This is a genomic window from Alcaligenes sp. DN25, assembly GCF_023674485.1.
In the GTDB taxonomy this organism is placed as follows: domain Bacteria; phylum Pseudomonadota; class Gammaproteobacteria; order Burkholderiales; family Burkholderiaceae_B; genus Alcaligenes; species Alcaligenes phenolicus.
Genome location: NZ_CP098408.1, coordinates 63,591 through 85,964, shown reverse-complemented (window position 1 = coordinate 85,964; position 22,374 = coordinate 63,591). Strand labels below are relative to the sequence as shown.

Annotated in this window: 18 protein-coding genes; 5 read left to right on the top strand and 13 right to left on the bottom strand. The window is 57.8% G+C overall.

Annotated features, from left to right (window positions below; all coding sequences use genetic code 11):
- Positions 1-82 precede the first annotated feature (82 nt).
- From NBV64_RS00355 to NBV64_RS00320, 8 genes are all read right to left on the bottom strand, one after another.
- On the bottom strand, positions 83-1,111 hold the full coding sequence (locus NBV64_RS00355) for a carbon-nitrogen hydrolase family protein (RefSeq protein WP_009463819.1): 1,029 nt from the start codon (positions 1,109-1,111) through the stop codon (positions 83-85).
- A 15-nt stretch (positions 1,112-1,126) separates the two neighbouring features.
- On the bottom strand, positions 1,127-2,050 hold the full coding sequence (locus tag NBV64_RS00350) for a fumarylacetoacetate hydrolase family protein (protein WP_009463820.1): 924 nt from the start codon (positions 2,048-2,050) through the stop codon (positions 1,127-1,129).
- Between the two features lie 95 nt (positions 2,051-2,145).
- Positions 2,146-3,270 carry a cupin domain-containing protein gene (locus tag NBV64_RS00345; protein WP_009463821.1) on the bottom strand — a complete coding sequence of 375 codons (1,125 nt, stop codon included), beginning with the start codon at positions 3,268-3,270 and terminating at the stop codon, positions 2,146-2,148.
- 21 nt (positions 3,271-3,291) lie between these two features.
- Positions 3,292-5,628: a bifunctional salicylyl-CoA 5-hydroxylase/oxidoreductase gene (locus NBV64_RS00340; RefSeq protein WP_250756398.1), complete on the bottom strand. Its 2,337-nt coding sequence runs from the start codon at positions 5,626-5,628 to the stop codon at positions 3,292-3,294.
- A 130-nt stretch (positions 5,629-5,758) separates the two neighbouring features.
- Positions 5,759-6,202: an acyl-CoA thioesterase gene (locus NBV64_RS00335; protein ID WP_009463823.1), complete on the bottom strand. Its 444-nt coding sequence runs from the start codon at positions 6,200-6,202 to the stop codon at positions 5,759-5,761.
- 95 nt (positions 6,203-6,297) lie between these two features.
- Positions 6,298-6,813: a MarR family winged helix-turn-helix transcriptional regulator gene (locus NBV64_RS00330; protein WP_009463824.1), complete on the bottom strand. Its 516-nt coding sequence runs from the start codon at positions 6,811-6,813 to the stop codon at positions 6,298-6,300.
- Between the two features lie 231 nt (positions 6,814-7,044).
- Positions 7,045-8,550 (bottom strand): indolepyruvate oxidoreductase subunit beta family protein, encoded by a 1,506-nt coding sequence (locus NBV64_RS00325; protein ID WP_009463825.1) that lies wholly within the window; start codon positions 8,548-8,550, stop codon positions 7,045-7,047.
- A 23-nt stretch (positions 8,551-8,573) separates the two neighbouring features.
- Positions 8,574-10,784: a thiamine pyrophosphate-dependent enzyme gene (locus NBV64_RS00320; protein WP_009463826.1), complete on the bottom strand. Its 2,211-nt coding sequence runs from the start codon at positions 10,782-10,784 to the stop codon at positions 8,574-8,576.
- Between the two features lie 200 nt (positions 10,785-10,984).
- Between NBV64_RS00320 and NBV64_RS00315 the strand changes: the two genes are divergently transcribed.
- Positions 10,985-11,443 carry a MarR family winged helix-turn-helix transcriptional regulator gene (locus tag NBV64_RS00315; RefSeq protein ID WP_009463827.1) on the top strand — a complete coding sequence of 153 codons (459 nt, stop codon included), beginning with the start codon at positions 10,985-10,987 and terminating at the stop codon, positions 11,441-11,443.
- Between the two features lie 228 nt (positions 11,444-11,671).
- On the opposite strand, the gene NBV64_RS00310 is transcribed toward NBV64_RS00315, so the two are convergent.
- Both NBV64_RS00310 and NBV64_RS00305 read right to left on the bottom strand, forming a co-directional pair.
- Positions 11,672-12,655, bottom strand: a complete 984-nt coding sequence (locus NBV64_RS00310) for a Bug family tripartite tricarboxylate transporter substrate binding protein (protein WP_250756397.1) — start codon at positions 12,653-12,655, stop codon at positions 11,672-11,674.
- 62 nt (positions 12,656-12,717) lie between these two features.
- Positions 12,718-14,313 (bottom strand): sulfatase-like hydrolase/transferase, encoded by a 1,596-nt coding sequence (locus NBV64_RS00305; RefSeq protein WP_250756396.1) that lies wholly within the window; start codon positions 14,311-14,313, stop codon positions 12,718-12,720.
- 253 nt (positions 14,314-14,566) lie between these two features.
- On the opposite strand from NBV64_RS00305, the gene NBV64_RS00300 reads away from it, so the two are divergent.
- Positions 14,567-15,307, top strand: a complete 741-nt coding sequence (locus tag NBV64_RS00300) for an IclR family transcriptional regulator (protein WP_031232822.1) — start codon at positions 14,567-14,569, stop codon at positions 15,305-15,307.
- 35 nt (positions 15,308-15,342) lie between these two features.
- Here the strand turns inward: NBV64_RS00300 and NBV64_RS00295 are convergent, their stop codons facing one another.
- Positions 15,343-16,344, bottom strand: coding sequence for a 5'-nucleotidase (locus tag NBV64_RS00295; protein WP_115634711.1), 1,002 nt, complete (start codon positions 16,342-16,344; stop codon positions 15,343-15,345).
- 127 nt (positions 16,345-16,471) lie between these two features.
- Between NBV64_RS00295 and NBV64_RS00290 the strand changes: the two genes are divergently transcribed.
- From NBV64_RS00290 to NBV64_RS00280, 3 genes are all read left to right on the top strand, one after another.
- On the top strand, positions 16,472-17,173 hold the full coding sequence (locus NBV64_RS00290) for a glutathione S-transferase (protein ID WP_031232823.1): 702 nt from the start codon (positions 16,472-16,474) through the stop codon (positions 17,171-17,173).
- A gap of 84 nt (positions 17,174-17,257) precedes the next feature.
- The gene (locus NBV64_RS00285; RefSeq protein WP_250756394.1) at positions 17,258-18,778 is read left to right on the top strand and encodes an MFS transporter; all 1,521 of its coding nucleotides are present in this window, start codon (positions 17,258-17,260) and stop codon (positions 18,776-18,778) included.
- 222 nt (positions 18,779-19,000) lie between these two features.
- A complete protein-coding gene (locus NBV64_RS00280; RefSeq protein WP_009463834.1) occupies positions 19,001-19,978 on the top strand; it encodes a tripartite tricarboxylate transporter substrate binding protein BugD in 978 nt (325 codons plus the stop codon).
- Positions 19,979-20,192: 214 nt separating this feature from the next.
- On the opposite strand, the gene NBV64_RS00275 is transcribed toward NBV64_RS00280, so the two are convergent.
- Positions 20,193-21,413, bottom strand: coding sequence for a CobW family GTP-binding protein (locus NBV64_RS00275; RefSeq protein ID WP_250756393.1), 1,221 nt, complete (start codon positions 21,411-21,413; stop codon positions 20,193-20,195).
- Between the two features lie 68 nt (positions 21,414-21,481).
- The gene (locus tag NBV64_RS00270; RefSeq protein WP_009461482.1) at positions 21,482-22,360 is read right to left on the bottom strand and encodes a phosphonopyruvate hydrolase; all 879 of its coding nucleotides are present in this window, start codon (positions 22,358-22,360) and stop codon (positions 21,482-21,484) included.
- Positions 22,361-22,374 lie beyond the last annotated feature (14 nt).

Here is a 22,374-nt window from a genome sequence, read left to right as displayed (position 1 = left end):
TTTTGAGCAGGTCGCTTGAGCAAAGAGACCTGTCAAAAAACGGTCCCGATCCACACAGGGAAAGGGACCGTCTTGAACCTTCTTACGCTTCCTTGTCGTCCAGAACGGAGAACTCGGCAGGATTCAGGTCTGGCTGGGACGCTGCGTCGCCTTCGTAAAAGCGGGCAGGAGTCAAAGCCTTGCGGTTCACACGCAGGTCAAACACGTCAAAACGGTTGTAGTGACCAGTGATGTCGTGCATTTGACGCGGCTGGATGCAGCGCGACAGATCGATGTCGGCGTAGGCAATGCCTTCTTTGTCGATCAGTGCTTCGCCCTGAACGCGGCCATCGGGGCCAATAATGCCCGAGAACGCGCTGTTGGGACGAGCCAGCAGATCACGTGCTTCAGGGTGGCTGGCCGACATGGCTTCGATGATTTCCTCGGAAACCGTCGAGCAAGCCACAACCGTAAACACCTTACCTTCAAAGCAGTGAGCAGCAGCACGCAGGCGAATCGCTTCCGCCATGTCGTAGTCTTTCGGTGCCACGGGCAAGGCGATGTAGCTGGCAACGTGTACCAGTTCACCTTGCGACAACAGGCTGAAACGAGCCAGCGTGTTGGTGTTTTCACCGCAAGCCAAGGCACCCAGAGGGCCAATAGTGGTGTCATGCACGCGCATCGAGGACGCATCGCCGTTGGCCCAGGTCAGCTTTTCAGCCCAGGTGGGAACCAGTTTGCGGTGACGGCCCAGAATGCGACCGTCAGCGCCGATGGTGACCAGCGTGTTGTAAATGGTGCCGATGCCAACGGGACTGCGCTCGTTCACACCCAACACCACGTTGACCTTGCGCTGGCGACAAACCTGCGCAACCTTCTGGATCTCGGGACCGGGCACTTCGATGGCCGATTTGCACAGGCGCTCGAACCACGGGCTACCGTCGATCGGGTTCATCACCCAGCTCCAGTAGGGGTAACCGGAGACGAACACCTCGGGGAAGGCGATCAGCTCGGCACCGTTATCGGCCGCTTCGTTGATCAGGCGACATACTTTTTCAATAGTCGCATTCGTATCCAGGAACACGGGCGCTGCCTGAACGGCGGCGGCCTTGAACTGACGCAATTCCAGCATCATGCTCTCCTTTACTTAGTTTTGGGGGGTGACGTCCACGATGGGGTGGCGCAGTTCGCCAATGCCTTCAACCACAGCGTGCACTACGTCACCAGGCCACATCCACTCTTGAGGATCACGGCCAGCGCCCACGCCTTCCGGGGTACCGGTAGCAATGATGTCACCGGGTTCCAGCGTGATACCGGCACTGATGTCAGCGATCAGGTCGTTCACGTTGAACAGCATGTGCTTGGTGTTGGAGCTTTGCTTGGTCACACCGTTCAGAGTCAGGCTCAGGTTCAGGTTGTGCGGGTCGGTCAGCTCGTCAGCGGTCACGATCACGGGGCCGAAAGGAGCGTAGGTGTCCTGGCCTTTGGAGTAGATCCACTGACCGGCACGACGGCAGTCGCGGGCGCTCACGTCGATCATGACGGAGTAACCGAACACGTACTTCAGGGCGTCTTCTTTGGCCACGCGCTGAGCACGGGTGCCCATGATCACGGCCAGTTCCACTTCCCAGTCCATTTGCTGAGTGATGTTCTTGTTGTGCTCGATGGCATCGCCAGGGCCAACCACAGTGGTTGGTGGCTTGGAGAAAATCACGGGCTGCTTGGGCAGCTCTTTGGAGGTGTCCAGAGTACGGCTGGATTCGGCTACGTGTTCCACGTAGTTCAGGCCGATACCAAAGATGTTCTTGCGTGGGCGTGGGATAGGAGCCAACAGCTTGACGTTGGCCAGGGGCAGCGCCACACCGAAAGGCATATCGTCGGCGTAGGTTTCCAGCAAGCGAGCCGTGGAAGTCACAGCGGCTGGGCCCAGGTCGATGAAATCGAGCATATTGTCAGGCAGCATGTGGCCTGTGGCGTCGCCCAGGTAACCCAGGTCAACCACCAGATCACCCACAATGGCACCCAAGCGGCCAGCGGCAGCAACTTCACTACGGTACGTTACAAGACGCATTTCTATCTCCAGATTGGGCCATCTTGTGCAGATGGCTTGAATAAATCGGGTCGGCCCGCCTTGGCAGGCCGTCCAAATAAGTTAAACAAGTAGTCTTACAGCAGGACCTGATGGCCGCCGTTCTCTGCCAGCGCTTCTTCGCGGTACAGATTCAGGGCACGCATCACGGGCAGGTCATGGAACGAGAACAGGCAAGCGTCATCAGACGAGGAGCCGTTCACGTGCTCATGGAACATCCAGGATGGTACGCAGAAAATGTCGCGTTCGCGCCAGTCAAAGCGTTTGCCATTGATGATCGAATAACCTTCACCCTTGGCGCATTGGTAAATAATGCTGCCGGTGTGACGGTGGGCCTTGGTGTGTTCACCGGGGCGCAGCATCTGCATGCTGGCACCAATGGTGGCCATGACAGGGCCGCCGGTCAGCGGGTTGATGTAGTCCATGATGACGCCATCAAAGGGGCTGCCGTCCGTTACCTTGGCGTAGGCCGACAAGGCTTCGTAGGTGGGCTCCCACTCGTACTTGAGCAGGGGCGAGTACGGTTTTTGCCAGTCGTGCAAGGTGGGCTTCAGACCACGACCACCCCAGATACCCACCGCGTCGTTGACGGGGTGCGTAATGGCCTGGGTCAGATCCGGGTGAACCGCGTAGAAACCGGCTTCCAGGGCGTTGACCAGCGGAATGTCCAGACCGTCTTGCCAGATGCAAGGCAGGCCGTCAGCTTCCACACCGTGCTCGTGCCAGCAACCGTTAGGCGTCAGCACGAAGTCGTTGGCGCCCAAGGTCATCTTGTGGCCGTCCACGATGGTGTAGGCACCGCGGCCTTCCATGATGAAACGCAGGGCCGAGGAGGAGTGCGCATGTGCGGAAGCCGCTTCACCCGGTTTCATGACCTGCAAACCGGAGTACAGCCAGCCCACCGCCGCCGAGACTTCCTGGCGACCGGGGTTGTTCAGGTAAATCACACGACGACCGGCCTTTTCAGGGCTGACCAGATCCACCGAACGCAACACGTAATCGCGCAGGTCGCGGTAGCGCCAGACCACAGGCACGGATTCGGACTTGGGTTCCCAGGGCTCGATCTTGTTGGCCACGGTCCACAGGGCACCGGCCTCAAACTGAGTCAAATCCTGGTAGTACTTCACCAGTTCGGGCGTGTCCTCAACATCTGCACGACCGAGCACGCTTTCGCGGTGGGTGTCAAAACGTTCTTCCGACATGATGCTGTCTCCTTTCGTGTTTTATGACTTGGCAGGGCCGTCCTGGGCCACTGGCGCACGTTTGATTTGGCGCTGCAACCAGTCCTTGCCCCATTCGTACTGAACGGGCCAGGCCAGGTCGGTGTAACCCAGCTCCGCAGCCTGACGTTGTGGCCAGTTCGCATCGGCCAGAAAGCCTCGCGACAGGGCGCACAGGTCAGCACGGCCTGCAGCAATAATGCTGTTGGCGTGATCCGCTTCCATGATCGAACCCACCGCCATGGTGGCGATACCGGCTTCGTTACGGATACGGTCGGAGAATGGCGTCTGGTACATGCGGCCGTAAATTGGCTGCTGCTCCAGCACCACTTCACCCGAGGACACGTCGATAAGATCGGCACCGGCTTGCTTGAACAGGCGGGCGATTTCCACCCCGTCGTCCGCCGTGTTGCCACCTTCGGCCCAGTCTGTTGCCGAGATACGCACCAGGATGGGCTTGTTCTCTGGCCAGACGGCACGGATAGCGGCAAACACTTCCAGCGGGTAAGCCATGCGATTTTCCAGACTACCACCAAATTCGTCACTACGCTGATTAGTCAGCGGCGAGATGAAGCTGGACAAGAGGTAACCGTGGGCGGCTTGCAATTCGATGCAGTCAAAGCCAGCCTGGTCAGCGCGCTTGGCGGCGGCCACAAAGGCGTCACGAATTTCGTCCATCTGGGCACGGGTGATCTCGGCAGGCACGGCAGTGACGCCAGCCTGGTAAGGCAGGGCGGAGGCCGACACCAAAGGCCAGTTGCCTTCAGCCAGCGGCTGATTGGCTTTTTCCCAACCCAGCTGCGTCGAACCGCGACGGCCAGCGTGGCCCAGTTGCACACCGATCTTGGCACCCTGTTCGTGGGCGAAAGCCACCACAGGTTTCCAGGCATTGGCCTGCTCATCGTTCCACAGACCGGTACAACCGGGAGTGACACGACCTTCAGGCGTCACGGCCGTCATTTCAGCCATGATCAGGCCAGCGCCACCCATGGCGCGGCTGCCGTAATGCACCTGGTGTGTGGCACCGGGCATGCCGTCCTTGGCGCTGTACATCAGCGTGGGCGAGAGCACGACACGGTTCTTCAACTGCATGTCGCGCAGCTTGAAGGGCGTGAACATGGGCGAGGGAGCCTTTTCACCGTCGGCCAGCTTCATGCCAGCTTCGGTCGCCATCCAGCGCTCGTATTTTTCCAGCCAGGCCGCGTCACGCATACGCATGTTCTCGTGCGAGATGCGCTGCGAACGGGTCAGCATGGAGTAGGTGAACTGCTCGGGCTTCATATTGGCGTAACGGGCCACGTTCTCGAACCATTCGGTCGAGTTGCGGGCGGCGTTCTGAATGCGCAATACGTCCACGCTACGAGCGGCTTCGTAATCTTTCAGGGCCTCTTCCATGGACTCGTGGTCCATGTGCTGAGCCAGCGTAATGGCATCTTCCAGAGCCAGCTTGGTGCCGGAACCGATGGAGAAGTGAGCGGTGTGAGCGGCATCGCCCATCAGCACCACAGGAACCTTCTTGCCGGTGCCGTAATCTTGCCAGTGCACCCACTTGTTGCAGATAACGCGTGGGAAGCGGATCCAGATGGCCGAACCGCGCAGGTGAGTCGCGTTACTGATCAGCTTGTTGCCATCCAGATGGTCGGCAAACAGCTTCTCGCAGTAGGCAATGGCCTCTTCCTGCGACATTTCGCCAATACCGGCTTTCTGCCAGGTCTCTTCAGGCGTTTCCACGATGAACGTGGACAGGCCATCCTGGAAGCGGTAGGCGTGAGCCTGGAACCAGCCGTGTTCGGTTTCAACAAAAATGAAGTTGAAGGCGTCGAACACTTTTTCCGTACCCAGCCACACAAAGCGGCAGTTACGGGTGTCGATATCGGGCTGGTACACGTCTTCGTAGCGGGTACGAATGGCGCTGTTGATGCCGTCAGAAGCAATCAGGATATCGGCGTTGTACTTGCGGGCCAGTTCAGCTTCGTCCGTGACCACGGTCTCGAACACCAGCTTGACGCCCACTTCTTCACAGCGAGCCTGCAGGATGTTCAGCAATTTCTTGCGACCAATCCCGATAAAGCCATGACCGCTGGAGCGCACGGCGCTACCCTTGAAATGGCACTCAATGTCGTCCCAGTGGTTGAACGCGTCACCGATGGTCTGCGCGGACACAGGGTCAGCTTCACGCAGGTTTTCCATGGTCGCGTCCGAGAACACCACACCCCAGCCAAAGGTGTCGTACGGTCGGTTGCGCTCGACGACAAAAACCTCGTTCTGAGGGTTTTGCAACTTCATCAGCAAACCGAAATACAAGCCGGCTGGGCCTCCGCCAATACATACGATATTCATGATATGTCCGTATGGTCTGAATACATGCTTCTGAGCATAGTATATTTATTAATAAATATTATACAAGTCAACTATTTAAATCAAAAAAAATACCTGACCTGCACACTGCCTGCTACTACTTCAAACTAGATCAAGCCTTGCTGCTTTCTGGCTGGGCAATCACATACTCTTGCATGGGGTTGCGCAGGAAATCAGGGATAGGAATACCCAGGTGCGTCTCCAGCGAGGTGGTCACCACGGTCTGGCGCACTTGCATACGCAACACACCGTCTTTACCGATGCAGCGCAACAGCAGCGTCAAGGAGCTATTGCCAATGCGTTCCACACCCAGGCTCATCACCACATCATCACCCATACGGCTGATGGACTTGAACTCGGCTTCGATATGCACCGAGGGCATGCCCACCCGTTTGCTGGCGATCATGTTGTGAAAACCCTCGGGGGTCATGGAGTCGATCCATGCTTCCATCAGGTCGTTAAACATCACAAAGTACTGCGGATAAAAAACGATACCCGCTGGATCGCATTCCGAAAAACGGATGCGATGTTCTTGTTCGTACAGCTTGGAAACCATGTTGTAGACACCTTTTTAGCAAGTGTTTTGTGCGCCTGTTCGTGACGCTATCCGCATCCTGCCTGGCTTACAGGCCTGGCAGGATGCACCTTATGCTAGCCAGCAGCGCTTTGCAGATGGACCCGCAACAGGCCCAGATGCTGATGGATGTGCACGACCTCTTCCGTGCCCAGACCTTCAAACATTTCCGCAATCCAGTCGCTGTGGGCCTGGGCCATCGCCTCGAAACTGCTCTTGCCCTTGGGGGTGAGACGCAACACCCAAGCACGTCGGTCGGTGGGGCTGCTCTGGCGAGACACCATGCCCTCGCGGGCCAGCTCATCAGTCAGTCCGGTAATATTGCCGCCGGTTACCATCAGATAGCGCGACAATTCGCCCATCTTCAGGCCCTGCGGGTAACGATACAGCTGGGCCATATAGTCGAAACGGGCCAGCGAAATATCAAAATTCTGGCGCAAGCGGCGACGAATTTCGTCTTCGATCTGCTTGGTGCAGGTCAGCATGCGCAACCACAATTTCAGGCTGGCGGGGTCCTTGGGACCGACGCGGCCTTCAAAGCCGGCATCGGCCGGTTCTACCAAAAATTCGAGTGCTGCTTCGCTTTGATTCATATTTTTTTCCCCCAAGCTTTGGCTAATTCAGTTTGACCAACAGGCGGGATATTCTTGCTTGAACAAGTGGCCAAGTAGACACGGGATGTCTGGCTTTCAGGGCCTTGGTCGCAGTGCCAATCCGAATTTATATTCTACTATGAATATTTTAGAAATAAAGTATTTGGCGGGATAAAAACGCTTCCTCAAGGGTTTTCACCAAGGCCGCCCGAAAGCGGCCCGGTGTCGCCCTTACACCAGTGCGTACTGGCGCAGTGCAGCCTCCAGCTTGACGCCATGCTCGTCGGCCAAAGCCGCATCGCGCAAGGCACCCAAAATGGCAGGTGACAGGGTGCTGGGGTTGCGCTCCAGAGCCGACATCACGGTCTGGTAGTTACGCAAGCCACGGGCATGGGTATCACCATACCCTTTGACCAAACGCTGGCACTGAGCAATTTCCAGAGCCAGGGCCGGATGAGCATCGGCAGCCTGTTCGATCTGCTTCAACCAGCCCTCAATACGCTGCTGCTCAGCCTGGTAGCGCAGCGTACGACGACGCCAGCGCTTGAAGCCCGAGAGCAGGTACAAAGGAATGAAGCCGCGCACCGAGCTGGTTTGAATCACGCGACCGGATTTGGTCTGCGATTTCACCAGCTTGTTGCCCCAGGTAGGACGCATCAACCAACGGCCAACGCTGGCAAACGGTAGGATCTCGCTGATTTCTTCCACGCGGGGGTGCATGTATTCGTTGATCGCCACGATCTGGCCGTCGGCAGCGCGCACTTCTTTATGCACACGGTCAAAACGGCTGGAGCGGGTTTTCAGTTCGGCCACGCGAATGGCGTCCTCGTAGGACATCCACAGCGCCAGGTAGCGGCCGGTTTCGCGAATGAGGGCCACATCGTCAGGGCGGGCAAACTGGCTGATCTTTTTCAGGCGGTCCAGGTACAGATTGGCGTAGGCCACGTCCTGAAAATCCAGCACACGGCGCACACCTTCCACCACGATAGGCTGGGCCTGCTCGGGCACTTCGGCACGGACGCGGTCAATCAGCTTGGCCACTGCAGGGTCGCGGGGGGCCAGCGTCGCCATATCAACCGGCTTGTTTTCCGAATCGGCCTTGCCAGCATCGCCTTCAGCGACACGGGCGTAAGCTGCACCAAAAGCCTTCAGACTGGGTTTGACGCCCACGCCACCGCGTTCGATGGTCTGTTCAAACTGCGAGCGGCTAAAGGGCAGCACACCAGTGCTGGCCAATGCGCCAAACAGCACGGCGGAAATTACGCTGCCCGAATCCTCGGCCGCTTTTTCCATATTGAAATACACAAAACGCTTGGCAGCCTGGGTTGCGTGCGCAATCAGGGCATTGTCGTCCACACGGCCATCACCCATGGCCGATTTTTCGGCAATGGAATAGACACGGTGAGTCGAAGCGATCAGCGTGGTGCGGTCCTCTGTGACCAGGCCACGTTGTACGGCGCGACCGGCTTCCATCAGCTCGGAAGCCAGCACCACATCCACGTCACCGGGCATGGGCATCAGGGCCAGCACAGGCTTTTTGCCATCCACGGCGGCCGAGTGCGGGAACAGTTCCACGTAGTAAATCGTGGCGCCGGTACGCTGGGCCACGCCCGGCACCGAGGTGGTCTGTGCAAAGTAGCCGTTTTGTTCGCCCAGGTTGACGATCCAGTCGGCCAACACGCCGCCGCCTTCGCCACCCATGGCCAAAATAGCAATCTTGATTGGTTTGATCTGCATGATAAAAATCTCTACGGGTGTGCTTAGAAGGCCAGACGTTCACGACGGGCAGCGTCACGACGCTGCAACCAGCCGATAAAGCTACGGCGGGTTTTTTCGCGGAACTTGTCCCAGCCAGTCGGGTTGCTGACTACTTGTGCACGGTAGAAAGACGGGCACAGAATCGCGGCGTGGGAAACCTCACCACACAGACCGCAACCCACACAACTGTTCATCACGTTCGCCACTGGGTCCTGACGCAGGGCGTCCGGATTGGGGCGGATCGACAACGACGGGCAACCGGACAAGCGGATGCAGGAGTGATCGCCGGTACACGTATCCGGATCCACACCAAAACGCTCGCGCACTACGCGTTCGCCCGCCGCCACGGCTTTACGCACCTGGCCTTTCTCGCGGCGCTGACGGTTCAACATACATTCGCTTTGCGCCACCAGCACCTTGGGACCTTTTTCCTTGGTCGTCAGGGCTTCACGCAGGGTTGCCGTCATGGTCTTCAAGTCGTAGGTGCGACGAATCATGCGCAGCCATTCCACACCCACGCCACGCGCGGCTTTCTCGATCAGGTGACCGGTACTGCGCGTTTCGTTCTTGGCCTTGGAGGACAGAATGTCCTGACCACCGGTAGCCGCGGTGTAGCTGTTGTCGATCACAATGGTCAGGTTGTCGCTGCGGTTGAACACGGCGTTGGCAATACCACTGGTCAAACCGTTGTGCCAGAAACCACCGTCACCCATGACCGAGATCGCACGCTTGTCCGAATCCACGTTCAAGGCAGCCGAGCCGGCGCCACCCAGGCCGTAACCCATGGTGGTGTTACCCAGGTTGAAGGGCGGCAGAATGGAAAACAGGTGACAGCCAATGTCAGCCGACACGTGGTGCTCGCCCAGCTCGCGCTCCACCAGCTTCAAAGCGGTAAAGATAGGACGCTCGGGACAGCCGGTACAAAACCCTGGCGGACGGGCGTGAACGTTCTCGTCCAGGCTGCCCAAGGGTTTGACTTCAGCCGCTTCCACTTCCACCAGGCTGGCTTGCTCAGCTTTGGGACGCTCCACGGTCTCGACTTTCATCGGGATCACGCGTGGTTTGCGGGCTGGCAGGGGCTCGATGCGCTCGTATTTTTCCATGAAGGCACGCAGGCCTTTCAACATGGTGGCGGTGTTATATTCACCGGCCAGAGGCAACAGATCCTTGCCGTGCAAGGTCACATCCACATTGTGACGGCGCACGATGTCGGAGATGTTCTGTTCAACAAAGTTGGGCTGACCTTCTTCCAGCACCAGCACCGCACGCTTGCCTTCACAGAAGCGGACGATTTCAGATTCGATCAGCGGGTAGGCCACGTTCATCACGTACATCGGCACTTTGGATTCGCCGAACACGTCGGCCATATCCAGGTGTTCCAGAGCACGGATCACGGTGTTGTAGCCACCGCCCTGAACGATCAGACCGACGTCATCGGCGCCATCAGCAAAGAATTCATTCAACTGACGCTCTTCGATGAACTTGACGGCATTAGGCCAGCGCTGTTCGATCTTTTCTTTTTCATGCAGGAAGCTGGCAGGCGGCAACACAATGCGATTGATGTCGCGTGTGGGCTGCTCCATGGCTTCTTTGATAGTGAACTTGGCGCGGCGGTTATCCGAGGCCACAAACTGACCATGCACGTGACAGGCGCGAATACGCAGCTGCAACATCACGGGGGTGTTGGACGCTTCGGACAGATCAAAGCCGTCTTTAACTGCTTGCACAATACAGGGCAGGTTGGGACGGGGGTCCAGCATCCACATTTGCGATTTCATGGCAAAAGCGTGGCTGCGCTCCTGCATGATGGACGAGCCTTCGCCGTAGTCTTCCCCCACAATGATCAGCGCACCGCCCTTGACCCCGCCGGAGGCCAGGTTGGCCAGCGCGTCCGAGGCCACGTTGGTACCCACGGTTGCTTTAAAAGTGATGGCGCCACGCAGCGGGTAGTTAACCGACGCAGCCAGCGTTGCCGCCGCCGTTGCCTCGCTGGCACTGTTTTCAAAACGGATTCCGTTCTCTTGCAGGATGTCCTGGGCATCTGCCAGCACGTCCATCAAGTGCGAGATAGGCGCACCCTGGTAACCGGCCACGTAGGACACGCCCGATTCCAGCAGGGCCTTGGTCACCGCCAGGATGCCTTCGCCACTGAATACGTCTCCATCACCCAGGCGCAGCTTTTTGACTTCTTCGACAAACGATCGCTCAGCCATTTTTCTTTCCTTACTTACCGCTCATTGTGAACATGGTATTTATTTTCATCGGAATATGTTTATATCTCAACATATCCATTCTCATGGTTTTCCCTAGTAAAGTAGCTAAATTATTTGCGACACGCGAGCGGACAGCTTGGTTATAGTGAGCCCTGTTGCTGCCTTGCGGCACCCATTAGCCTGTAATGACAATAAGCACCATGAGCCCCACCGAACACGACACCGTCTTTGTCGAAAACTACCTGCCCGCCTTGTTGGCCCAGGCAAGCCAGCTGATCTCTGCCGAATTCCATGAAGTGGTGCTAAGCAACGGTTTGTCCATTTCCGAATGGCGTGTGCTGTCCACCCTGTCCGGCGCGGGTGAAGTGAGCATCGGCCATCTGGCTCGTATTGCCACCACCAAGCAACCCACCGTCACACGCTTGCTCGATCGCCTGGAAAAGCAAGGTTTGCTGCGCCGCGTGGCCCACGATGTGGACCGTCGCATCACCTTGGTACGCATCACCGAAGAAGGCCAAACGCTGATCTCCGGCCTGATTGCCAAGGCTCGCCTGCACGAGCAGGAAGTGGTGCAGCGCCTGCAACCGCTGGATGTCGGCGCCCTCAAAACCACCTTGCGGCGTCTGATCTCCGAGCAGCACGACTACAACGATCAGTAAAACGCAGCCCGCCCGGCCACACTATCGGTTCTAACCCTGCATGGCGCGGGCTTGGCGTTCTGAACCTGGTCTGTAGCGACTCCCAGATTCAAGAGACACCACACAGGTCCCATCTGAACGGGGCGTGTGTGGTGTTTTTTTTATCCTTTCCAACCTTGAGGCTTCACAGAGCCATCACCGTCAGCAGCCAGGCTACTGATCAGATGTATGGCTCTGCCAGATAGCCCATTACTCAGGCTGGATACCCAGGGTCGGAATCAGCTCGGAATAGACCTTGGAGTCATTCTGCACGCGCTCCAGCGTCTGGGCCGGGGTGGTGAAGAACTGGGCCAGACCACGGCTCTTGAAGGCAGCCTGCATTTCGGGGGTCTTCAGGGCAGCATCCACCTTTTCCTGAATTTCTTTCACGGTGTCATCCGGCGTGGTGCCGGGGGCAAACAGCGCAAAAGTCGTCGTCGGAATGCTGTTGGCATGGCCACCTGCTTCCTGCACCGTCGGCACATTTGGCAGCAGTTCAGTACGCTTGTCAGCGCCTACCGCCAAGACTCGCACCTTGCCGCCATCTACGTGCTGGGATGCCAGAATGCCACCGACCAGCATGGCATCTGTCTCACCGCCCAGAATGGCGTTTGTCGCCGGGGCCATGCCCTTGTAGGGAATGTAGGTGAAGTTCACCCCTTCTTCTCGGGCTAGCAAGCCCATGCCCAGGTGCGTGACGTGCCCACGGCCACCGGTGCCCACATTGGTATCACCATTGGCTTTCTTGGCCTGGGCGATGAATTCCTTGTAGTCCTTGACCGGGAAATCATTACGCACCAGCAGGTACAGGTTCACGCCAGCGACTGTGGTGACCGGCTTCAGGTCCTTTTCCCATTTGTAGGGCAGGTTGCTGTAAAGCAGCGGGTTGGTCGATACCGCCAGGCTATCGACCATCAGCAGGGCCGAGCCGTCCCCCTTGGCTTTGGCGATATTGTCAGTACCGATAATGGCGTTGGCGCCCGGACGGTTTTCAATCACAAAGACCTTGCCGGTGGCCTTGTTCAGATGCACACCCAGATCGCGGGCCAGAATGTCAGGCTCGGTGCCGGGTGGGTAGGGGACCACAATACGCACCTGGTCCGTAGTCGGCCAGGCGGCTTGAGCCATCATCGGGGCCAAAGCACCCACACCTGCCAACAACAGGGCCAGCGTCGTATTTTTAAGCTGCTTCATTGTCCACTCCTTATCGTTATTGATTGCGGCCCGCCACCGACTGGTAGCCCCCCGCAGCGCATTTACCATCGTCCAATCAAGATATTCATCATGCGCTCATGCGCATTGGTACGATCCTCTACCGCAGCCCAGCTCTCGCTGGCACGCCCTTTCAGGGTGTCATGCCAGTCCAGCAGGCCTTCTTTCATCCGCCGACAAACCGCTGCATACGCCGGGTCTGCGCCCAGGTCGTGCAGCTCGTCAGGGTCTTGCTTCAAGTCGAATAATTGTGGCCGATAGCCTTGCCAATGTATGTATTTATAGTCGCTATCGCGCAGCATCAGGCCACGACATTCATCCACGCCACGGCCCAGAATCTGGCGGGCTTCCCGATAGGCGTAATCCAGGCTGGCCACGGTGTACTCACGTGCCCAGTCGGACTGGCCGTGCAACAAGGGAATCAGCGAACGGCCTTCCACCCGGTGCTCCTGGGCGGGCAGGTGCAAGGCATCCAGAATCGTAGGGGTGACATCCACGCACTCGACAAAAGCATCACTGCTTTGACCACGTGTGACATTCGCTGAAGTCCGTGGATCAACCACGATCAGCGGAACGCGTATGGCGTTTTCAAAGAAATACTCTTTCTCGCCCAGCCAATGGTCGCCCAGCAAATCGCCGTGATCGGAACTGAAAATAATCAGGGTGTCTTTCAGGCGGTCTTGCTGTTCCAGCATGTCCAGCAAACGGCCGACTTCATCATCGATCTGTTGAACCAGGCCCATATAGACAGGCTTGATCGTGCGCCAGACCTCGTCCTGGGCAAAGGACAGGGACTCTTCATGCTGCTGATAGGCCGCATGCACGGGGTGTGCATTCTGGCGCTCGTGCCCTGCACGCAGGGGCGTACAGGCGTCTTCCGCGCCAAAGCGATCGTGGTAGGGCGCTGGCGCTTTATAAGGCCAGTGCGGTTTGATGAAAGACAGATGCAAGGCCCAGGGCTCTTCGCCTTTGGCCGTGATGAAATCCATGGCCCGCTGGGTGAAGTAGGCGGTTTCAGAGTCCTGCGCCTGTACCCGTGCTGGCAGGCTGGCATTACGCATGTACCAACCGGAGGCAAACTGACCCTGGGCATCCTGGCTGCCAATCACATAGTCTTCCCAGGGACGCTCGCTGTCGTAACCCTGAGCCTGCAAATACTGGCGGTATTCACTATCCGGGCCCATTTCAAAGTGACCGTCGTAGCGTTCAATCGCGGTAAAGCCGCCTTGCCAGAAGCGCTCGGCCGCCTCGGGCTGAACCTGGAAGCGTCGGGCATTGGCCCCGGCCGGGTCCGGCACGTGATGGGTCTTGCCCAGCAGATGGCAGTCTCGCCCGGACTGGGCCAGATAATCGCCCAGATACAGCTCGTCAATGGGGTGGGGAACGCGATTCCAGGTGACCCGGTGCGACAAGGGATAGCGGCCGGTGTAATACGAGGCCCGCGACGGGCCACAGACGGCAGAGTTCACATAGGCACGATCAAAGCGCACACCCATGGCGGCCAGACGATCCAGATTGGGGGTCTTTAATGCGCCCCCAGGGGCATAACAGGACAGGTGGTCTGTACGTAACTGGTCACACATGATGAACAGCACATTCTTGATCTCTAAAGACACCTGACTGGGCTGAGCCTGATCCATGTCCGCCTCAAAAAAACCGGGTCCGGGCCCGCGTAGAACCCGACGCCACAAAAGGAGTAGGCCATGTGTAAGCAAATGCATAACAGACCCGCTTATGCCTCAGATTATTACCGCAGTCTGAGAATAATTTTCGAATAATCTGATGGTTTAGGTATAAACCAGTAGACCCGGCCAATGCCCGATGTTGCGCTCCACTGACACGCCGCAGCATGGTTAGAATAGAGAACCAACAACTCCGCTTCTACGAGGGCACATGAATAGTCTAAGACGCATGCTGCAAATTCTGGACTTGTACGGTGCAGACACTCCGGTTCTGGATGTGGAAACCATCTGCGCTCGCTTGAATTACCCTCCCGCGACAACCTATCGCTACCTGAAAGAGTTATGCACTAGCGGCCTGCTGATACGCAGTCCCGAAGGTTACGCGCCGGGGCCCCGGTTTATAGAAATGGATCTGCTGATCCGCGAATTTGATCCGCTGGTCAGCCGTTGCCGCCCCTTGCTGCGTTCGCTGGTCGAGCAGACCGGACTGGATGTCCTGATCGGCCAGCAATATGGCGAACGCATATTGACCACCCATCAGGAAACCGGGCCGGAGCGTTTCGAGCTGCTGTTTGGCCGGGGCCGCACCATGGATATGTTCCGCAGCTCCACAGCCCGTATCGTCACGGCTTACCTGCCCACCCGCCATCTGCGCCGCTTGTACGAGAAAAACCAGGAAATTGATTATGTACAGCGCCTGGGCAGGGAGTGGCCGGCATTTTCCGCCCATATGCAGGAACTGCGCCGTGCAGGCTATTGCATCACCAAAGAGCAGATCAATCCGGGCATAGGCGGTATTTCCGCGCCTATTTTTGATGATGCCAAGCGTATCTTCGGCAGCCTGACCTTGTTGGGTACGCTGGAACGCTTTGAGGCGATCAGCCCCGAAGCGCTAGCCAGCCTGATCCAGCCCGCTGCACGCGCCGTTAGCCGCGCCCTGGCCCAAGTCTGAGGACTGGGTGCCCCCAGGAACCAAGCCGCGCCTGATCAAGCATCAGTTCGCGGCTTTGTCTTGGCCTGTTTCCGCCCTTTCTTTTTCTCCGGCACCACCACTTTCACTGGCGGATGGTTCACCACCCCAAACGGAATATGCACGGACGGCAAAGTCTGCGCGGTGGGAATCAGGTGGGTGGTCTGGTCATCAAAGAAAATATGGGGCTGCAAAACCTCCAGCACCCGACGTTTTTCAATGCCACCCAGAAAGAAGGCCTCGTTCACTTCAATACCCCAGCTGCGGATGGTATTGATGACACGCTCGTGAGCCGGTGCATTGCGTGCCGTCACAATCGCAATTCGCAGACGCGGCACATAGCTGGCATCCTGCTCCTGGCGCAATTGCTCCACTTCCTGAATATGCGCCAATTTCAGCAAAAACGCCTGTAACAGGCCGGGATTATGCGGTTTTTGCACCAAACGCACTTCATGCTCGAAAAAGGCCGGCAAACCACCTTCCTGCTGATACACGCGCTCGGACTCGTCGTCCGCGATCACTCCGTCAAAGTCGAAAGCCACGCGAATGGGCTGGTCGTCATAAGCATCCTCGTAAGAAGAATTGAGAACCTGACCTGCGGGATAGCCTTGCTGCACCGCCCGATGCACGTCTTCCTGATTGGCCGACAGGAACAGGCTGATGGACAGCGGCTGGATGTAAGGGCTGGGGTCGCCCCCTTGCAGAAACACCGCCCGCGTAATGTCCAGATCATGATGGCGAATGGAATTCATCACCCGCAAACCTGTATTGGGGTCATTACGAGACAGCAGCACGACCTCGACCAAGGGATCGTCGGGCGATAGATCATTCAGGGCCAGCAAGCGCCGAATGAAGGAAAAAGCCACGCCCGGCTTCAGGGGCTCATGCTCGCGCGCCAGCTGGTAATCACGATACGCCGCCTCACCTTGCTCCAGAAAGACCTGATGGGACTGGCTCAGATCAAACAAAGCGCTGGAAGCCAGCCCAATCACCAGCCGTTTCTCCAGGTCATACGCCATACACACCGCTCCCCAAATCCGCAAAAAAAAACAGCATACCAAAACGCTCAGCCGGCACTGGTACTACCCAAGCAGAACAAAGCCTACTAAAGTGCAAACACCATCACCTTCGTGAAAGCTTGCCGCCATGCAACCCTCAAAAAGCTATACCCTTGTTCTGGGCAATCCCCATTATTCGTCCTGGTCCTTGCGCCCCTGGTTATTAATGAGCCACTTGGGCATAGACTTTGACGCACGCTGGTTCAATTTTGGCCCCTCCTTCAGCACCCTGGCTTTCCATGAAATGGCACCGGCGGGCCAAGTACCTGTGCTACATACCAATGGGCAGATCATTTGGGACAGTCTGGCTATTGCCGAATACCTGGCCGAACAGCATCCCGGCGTCTGGCCCATAGACCCCATTGCCCGCGCCTGGGCGCGCAGCGCCAGTGCAGAAATGCACGCCAACTTTTCTTCCTTGCGAAATCTCTGCCCCTTTGCCGTCGCCCTGCGCGCCCACCACCATCAGCAGGACATGCGTCTGCAAGGCGAGCTGGAACGCCTGCAAACCATCTGGCAAGAAGGCTTGAGCCGTTTTGGCGGCCCTTTCCTGGCCGGAGAGCGCTTTAGCGCCGTCGATGCCTTTTACGCTCCCGTGGTATTTCGCCTGCAAACCTATGGTCTGAAACTGGACGAAACCTGTCAGGACTACATGAATCGCATACTGGAATTGCCTGCCATGCAGCGCTGGCACCAGATGGCCTGTCAGGACACCTGGCGCGACCCGGACCACGAAGCCGAAATTGTGCGTGTAGCTGATATACATCTGGATTTACGCCAGCCAGCCTAGTGTCAGCGAATTGCCATGTCAGTGCAGACACGAAAGAGTATCCTTGATGGTCCCGAATGATTTCGCTGTCAAGGATTGCGCCGTATGGGCGATACGTACTTTCGCACTACAAACTACCATTTCACCGATCTGGACCCTCAGGCACAGGCCGCTTATGTAGACTCGCTGGCTGAACAAGCCCGAGCCAACAGCGCCTGTTTACGCTTCGATGTATTGCGCAAAGACCAGCCCCCAGGACAATGGGTGCTGCATGAAAGCTGGCGAGACTCCCAAAGCTGCAAGGACTTTCACGCCAGCGCCCCCGCTCGGACCCTGCAAAAAGCACGGGTCGAACAGAACCTGAACCATCCAGCCCAGCAAAAGGCTGCTGACAAGCCTGCGGCTGCGCGCCCGGCGTGCAAGAAGAGCAAGTGGGACCCCTACGTGTGGATCAGTATCGCCATGTGTATCGGGGTGATGGGCACGGCCCTGGCCAGCCCGCTATACCCGCTGTATCAGGACCGCTGGGACCTGAACGCCAGTCACATTACCCAACTGTACGTGGCCTATATGGCCGCTGGTTTGACGGGCCTGCTGTTTCTGGGCCGCTTGAGCGACATGAAAGGCTTTATGCCCGTGCTGCGTACCGGCCTGACTCTGGTGACCAGCGGCGTAACCCTGTCCGCCTTTGCCTGGGATGTAGGCAGCTTTGTGTTCAGCCGCATCATGATCGGGATGGCCTCCAGCATGATTGTGACTTCAGCCTCCATCGGTCTGGGGCAATTTAACCGGGGCGGAGACGTGCAACGTGCTGCCGCTACCACCTCACTGATGCTGGCCTTTGGTTTTGGCCTGGGCCCGGTCGTAGGCGGCCTGATTGCACAGTGGGTGCCAAATCCACTGTTCTCCAGCTATATCCCCTCCATGGCCCTGGGCGTGCTGGCCATCTATGCCCTGTTTCAGATCAAACCCATTGCCAGCAAACAGCCGGTACCGCAAAAGACCAACTGGCGCACCTGGATGCCGCGCCTGACACTGCCCGCCACCCATCTGCGCCGCCCTTATCTGATTGGCTGTTTGTCCGCCTGTTGCGCCTTTGCCATGTTCAGCCTGTTCGCCTCTCTGGCCCCCAGCTTCATGGCGCAAATGGTGCCTTGGCACGGCCCGGCCACCAGCGGCTTTTCCATCGGGATTATTCTGTTTCTGTCCTCGGGCTTCCAGCTGCTGATCCGCCGCTGGCCCGCCAAGCGCAGCGTCATCGTGGGTCTGCTGTCCTTTACCCTGGCCTGTATCGCCTTGCTGATCAATCTGTGGGCCAGTTCCTCGTTGTTATTCATCCTGTGCGTGCTGCTGACCGCCTTTGGCCACGGCCTGTGCATGTACGGCGGCATGTCCATCGTGCAGCGTGTCTCGCCCCCGCATCAGCGTGCCGGCCTGACGTCTACCTACCTGATCACCGGCTATCTGGGTGCCATCCTGCCTATTCTGGGTCTGGGCTGGCTGGCCGACCATTTGGGTCTGGACCAGGGCCTGATGATCTTCTGCAGTCTGATCGCCACCGCCGCACTGACTGTTTCCATCATCGCCTATCTGACGCCGGTACTGCATAAACCAGCCTCTGCCTGAGCAGGCACCTTGGCAAGCCACAACCTCTGGCTGTGGCTTGCTCGCCATGCGAGCCCCCGTATATTCCCCTAGTCCATTCACGCCCCTTACTAGGGTTAGACCTGAAAAAGAAACACGTCCACCCTCAGTAGAATAAAGCCACTCCTGCAACGCTTCGCAACACAGAGCGACCGGACCCAAGTATCTCCCAAAAGAATAAGTAATCCTTATCAAGGAGGCATTATGGCTGTTGCATTAAACAAGCTGTTTGTCAGTCTGGGCGCGGCCTTGGCCTGCTCGGTTACCGCACAGGCAGCCGGTTATCCGGACCACCCCATCAATATGGTGGTACCTTTTGCGGCGGGCGGTCCCACGGACAACGTGGCACGCGCTCTGGCCGAAGCCATGCGCCCAGTTCTGGGTGAAACCATTGTGGTGGAAAACAAAGGCGGGGCAGGTGGCTCCATTGGCACTTCCCAGGTCGCCCGCGCCAAGCCGGATGGCTACAACATACTGCTGATGCACATCGGCTTTTCCACCGCCCCTTCGCTGTACAAAAAGCCCGGTTATGACGCCATCAACGGCATGTCTCCCATCGGTCTGGTCGTTGACGTTCCCATGACCATCATTGCCCGTGAGGACTTCCCACCCAACAACATTCAGGAGCTGGTGCAGTACCTGAAGGACAACCAGGACAAGGTTTCCCTGGCCAACGCCGGGATTGGCGCGGCCAGCCACCTGTGCGGCACCATGTTCACCGAGGCACTGGGTATTGAACTGCTGACCGTGCCCTACAAAGGCACCGCCCCGGCCATCGCGGATTTGATGGGCAAGCAGGTGGACATCATGTGTGACCAAACCACCAACACCACCCAGCAAATCAAATCCGGCAAGGTGAAGGTCTATGCTGTCACCAGCCGCGAGCGCGTCCCGACCTTCCCGGACGTGCCCACCATGCAGGAGTCTGGTTTCAAGGACTTTGAAGTAGGCATCTGGCACGGCATGTGGGCACCAAAAGATACACCCCAGCCTGTCGTGGATACCCTGGTAAAAGCGCTTCAAGCCGGCATGGCCGACAAGGACTTCCAAAGCCGCATGGCCACCCTGGGCGCAACGGTCATGGACAAAGAAGCCAACCCGGCTGCCTTGCAAGCCAAGGTGGAGCAACAAGTGCCCCAGTGGGCCGCATTGTTCAAGAAAGTGGGCGTAGAGCCCCAATAAACTCTGTTAGCCCAAAGGCTTTTGAAAAGGACGCTTAGGCGTCCTTTTTTTCGGCTTTGGGGTGCTGTCTGCCGCAGCGGTGGAAAGCCGGTTCGGATAACCAGGAGACAATGCTCCAGCAAGCTCCCGGCGACTCAGGAAAATCCGATCAAAAAAGGCTCGAAGTCAACGACTAGAGAAAATCCGGCCAAGAGAGGCTCGGACTCTGCGAGTATCAATCCGTCTTTCGAACCGCCGTATCCAAAGCCTGCAACCGCGCCCAAAGCTCCTGGAAATCCAGATCCTGTGTGATCACTACCATGCGCCCTTGTTGATCCGGCCAGGGCCACTGCGGCACGGCCTGCCAAGGATAGGACTGATGTTGCACGGCATGAATCACCTGCGGCTGGTCCATGCCCTGGACGGGCAGAACAGCTTTAAGGCGCAATAGGCGAGGGCCTGCCCACTGGCACAGATCCGACAACCAGGATTGCAGTTTGTCGGCGGGCAGAGCTTGGGGGAACAGGGCGCTTAACGAGTAGATGGAATCTCCATGGCGGGAAACATCAGGCAGGCCGACCGCGGACTCGTTGGAGCTTGCTCCATGCAAGTGAGCAGACTCAAGACTGCTGGGCTGACTGTTGCCGTTGCCGTTGCCGTTGCCGCTGCCAGCCAGGGTACACGTGCCGTGGCTATGGCTATGGCTATGGCTATGGCTATGGCTATGGCTATGGCTATGCACATGATCGTGATCGTGATCGTGATCGCCAGTATCTTGCCCCAATGCCTCGAACGCTTCCAAGCTCCAGGCCCGACCTTGTCCGGCTTGCTCGCCCAAGCCCAACAAACTGGGCGCAACGGGCTGCGCGGCCGACAAAATCTGCTGCTGCGCCAAAGGATTCAAACCGCACACGTATTCACGCAGCGCCGTTTCCGCCCCTGCATCCACCCGGTCGCGCTTGCTGAACAGCAGCAGGTCTGCCACGGCCACCTGCCGTCGCGCTTCGGCATGGCGCGCCAGCGTTTCCAGCCCATGCTCCAGATCCACCACCGTCACCACACCCGCCAGGCTGTACTTCCCGGTCAGTTGCGGATCGCTTAACAAGGTATGCAAGATAGGGGCAGGATTGGCCAGCCCGGTCGTTTCAATCAGAACCCGTCGGAACTGTCTCTGGCCTGCCCGCGAAAAACGCCAGGTAATGTCGCGCAAGGTCTGTACCAGATCGCGCCGTATGGTGCAGCACAAGCAACCACTACCCATAGCCTCGATCACATTTTCCTGGCTATGCGCCACCAGATGATGGTCCAGCGCCGTCTGCCCAAACTCATTGATGATGACCAGGGTGTCGGCCATCTGCGCTTCTCGCAAAGCGCGATTGATCAAAGTCGTTTTCCCGCTGCCCAGAAAACCGGTCAACAATGTGACCGGGATAGGGCCTTGTGCAGATTTGGGCATCGTATTCATCCGGCTAATGGCCCGCCGTCGGGCCATCAGCCATTATACGAAGCCCAATACTGTCCCTTCTAGCGCAGAAACCGAGCCTCGATCTGCCGCATATGGGCATCGCCTTGCAAGCCAATAATGGTTTTGACGGAAGGCAGGCCGGAATCCACATTCTGAATGCCGCCATCCTGACGAATTTGGGCAAACACCGCTTGCATGGCCCCTACAGCCGCACGAATCGCATGATTGCCGTAAATCACCACGCCCACTTTGCCCAGTTGCGCAATGTCCGCCTCGGTCAGTTGAGGGTAGGCTGTTGGCACCAGCACCAGCGGCACCTTGCCGGTCCAGGCCTGAACAAAAGACAGAATCTGATCTGGCGTAGCTTGTTTGGAGTGAATCAGAATGGCATCTGCACCCGCCTGCTCGTAAGCCAGCCCCCGCGTCAGGGCCTCCTCCTGCCCCAGGCCAGCGATCAGGGCCTCGACTCGCGCAATAATCAAGAAATCAGGGTCATGGCGCGCAGCACAAGCCGCTTCAATCTTGCCCTGGAACTCTTCAATCCGTACCAGCTCCTGACGCCCGTCCGCTCGCAAGCTGGTGTCTTTAGGGAAGGTTTTATCCTCCATCACAATGGCACTGGCACCCGCCGCTTCATACAGCGGGATGATATAACTGACATTCACCGCATTGCCAAAGCCGGTATCAATGTCGGCAATCAATGGAATATCCACGCTTGAGGCAATCGCCCGCATCATCTCCAGGTGAGTTCCCATCGAAAGAATATTGGCATCGGGCACGGCATAACTGGCTGACAACTCAAAACCACTACCCCAAATCGCTCCGAAACCGGCATCCTGCGCCAGCCGAGCAGACAGCGGGTTATGTGCGGCCATCGCTGTCATCAAACGCCCTTGGGAGAAGGCTTCTTTCAACACCTGATTTTTTTTGCTATTCACACTATTTCTCCGTA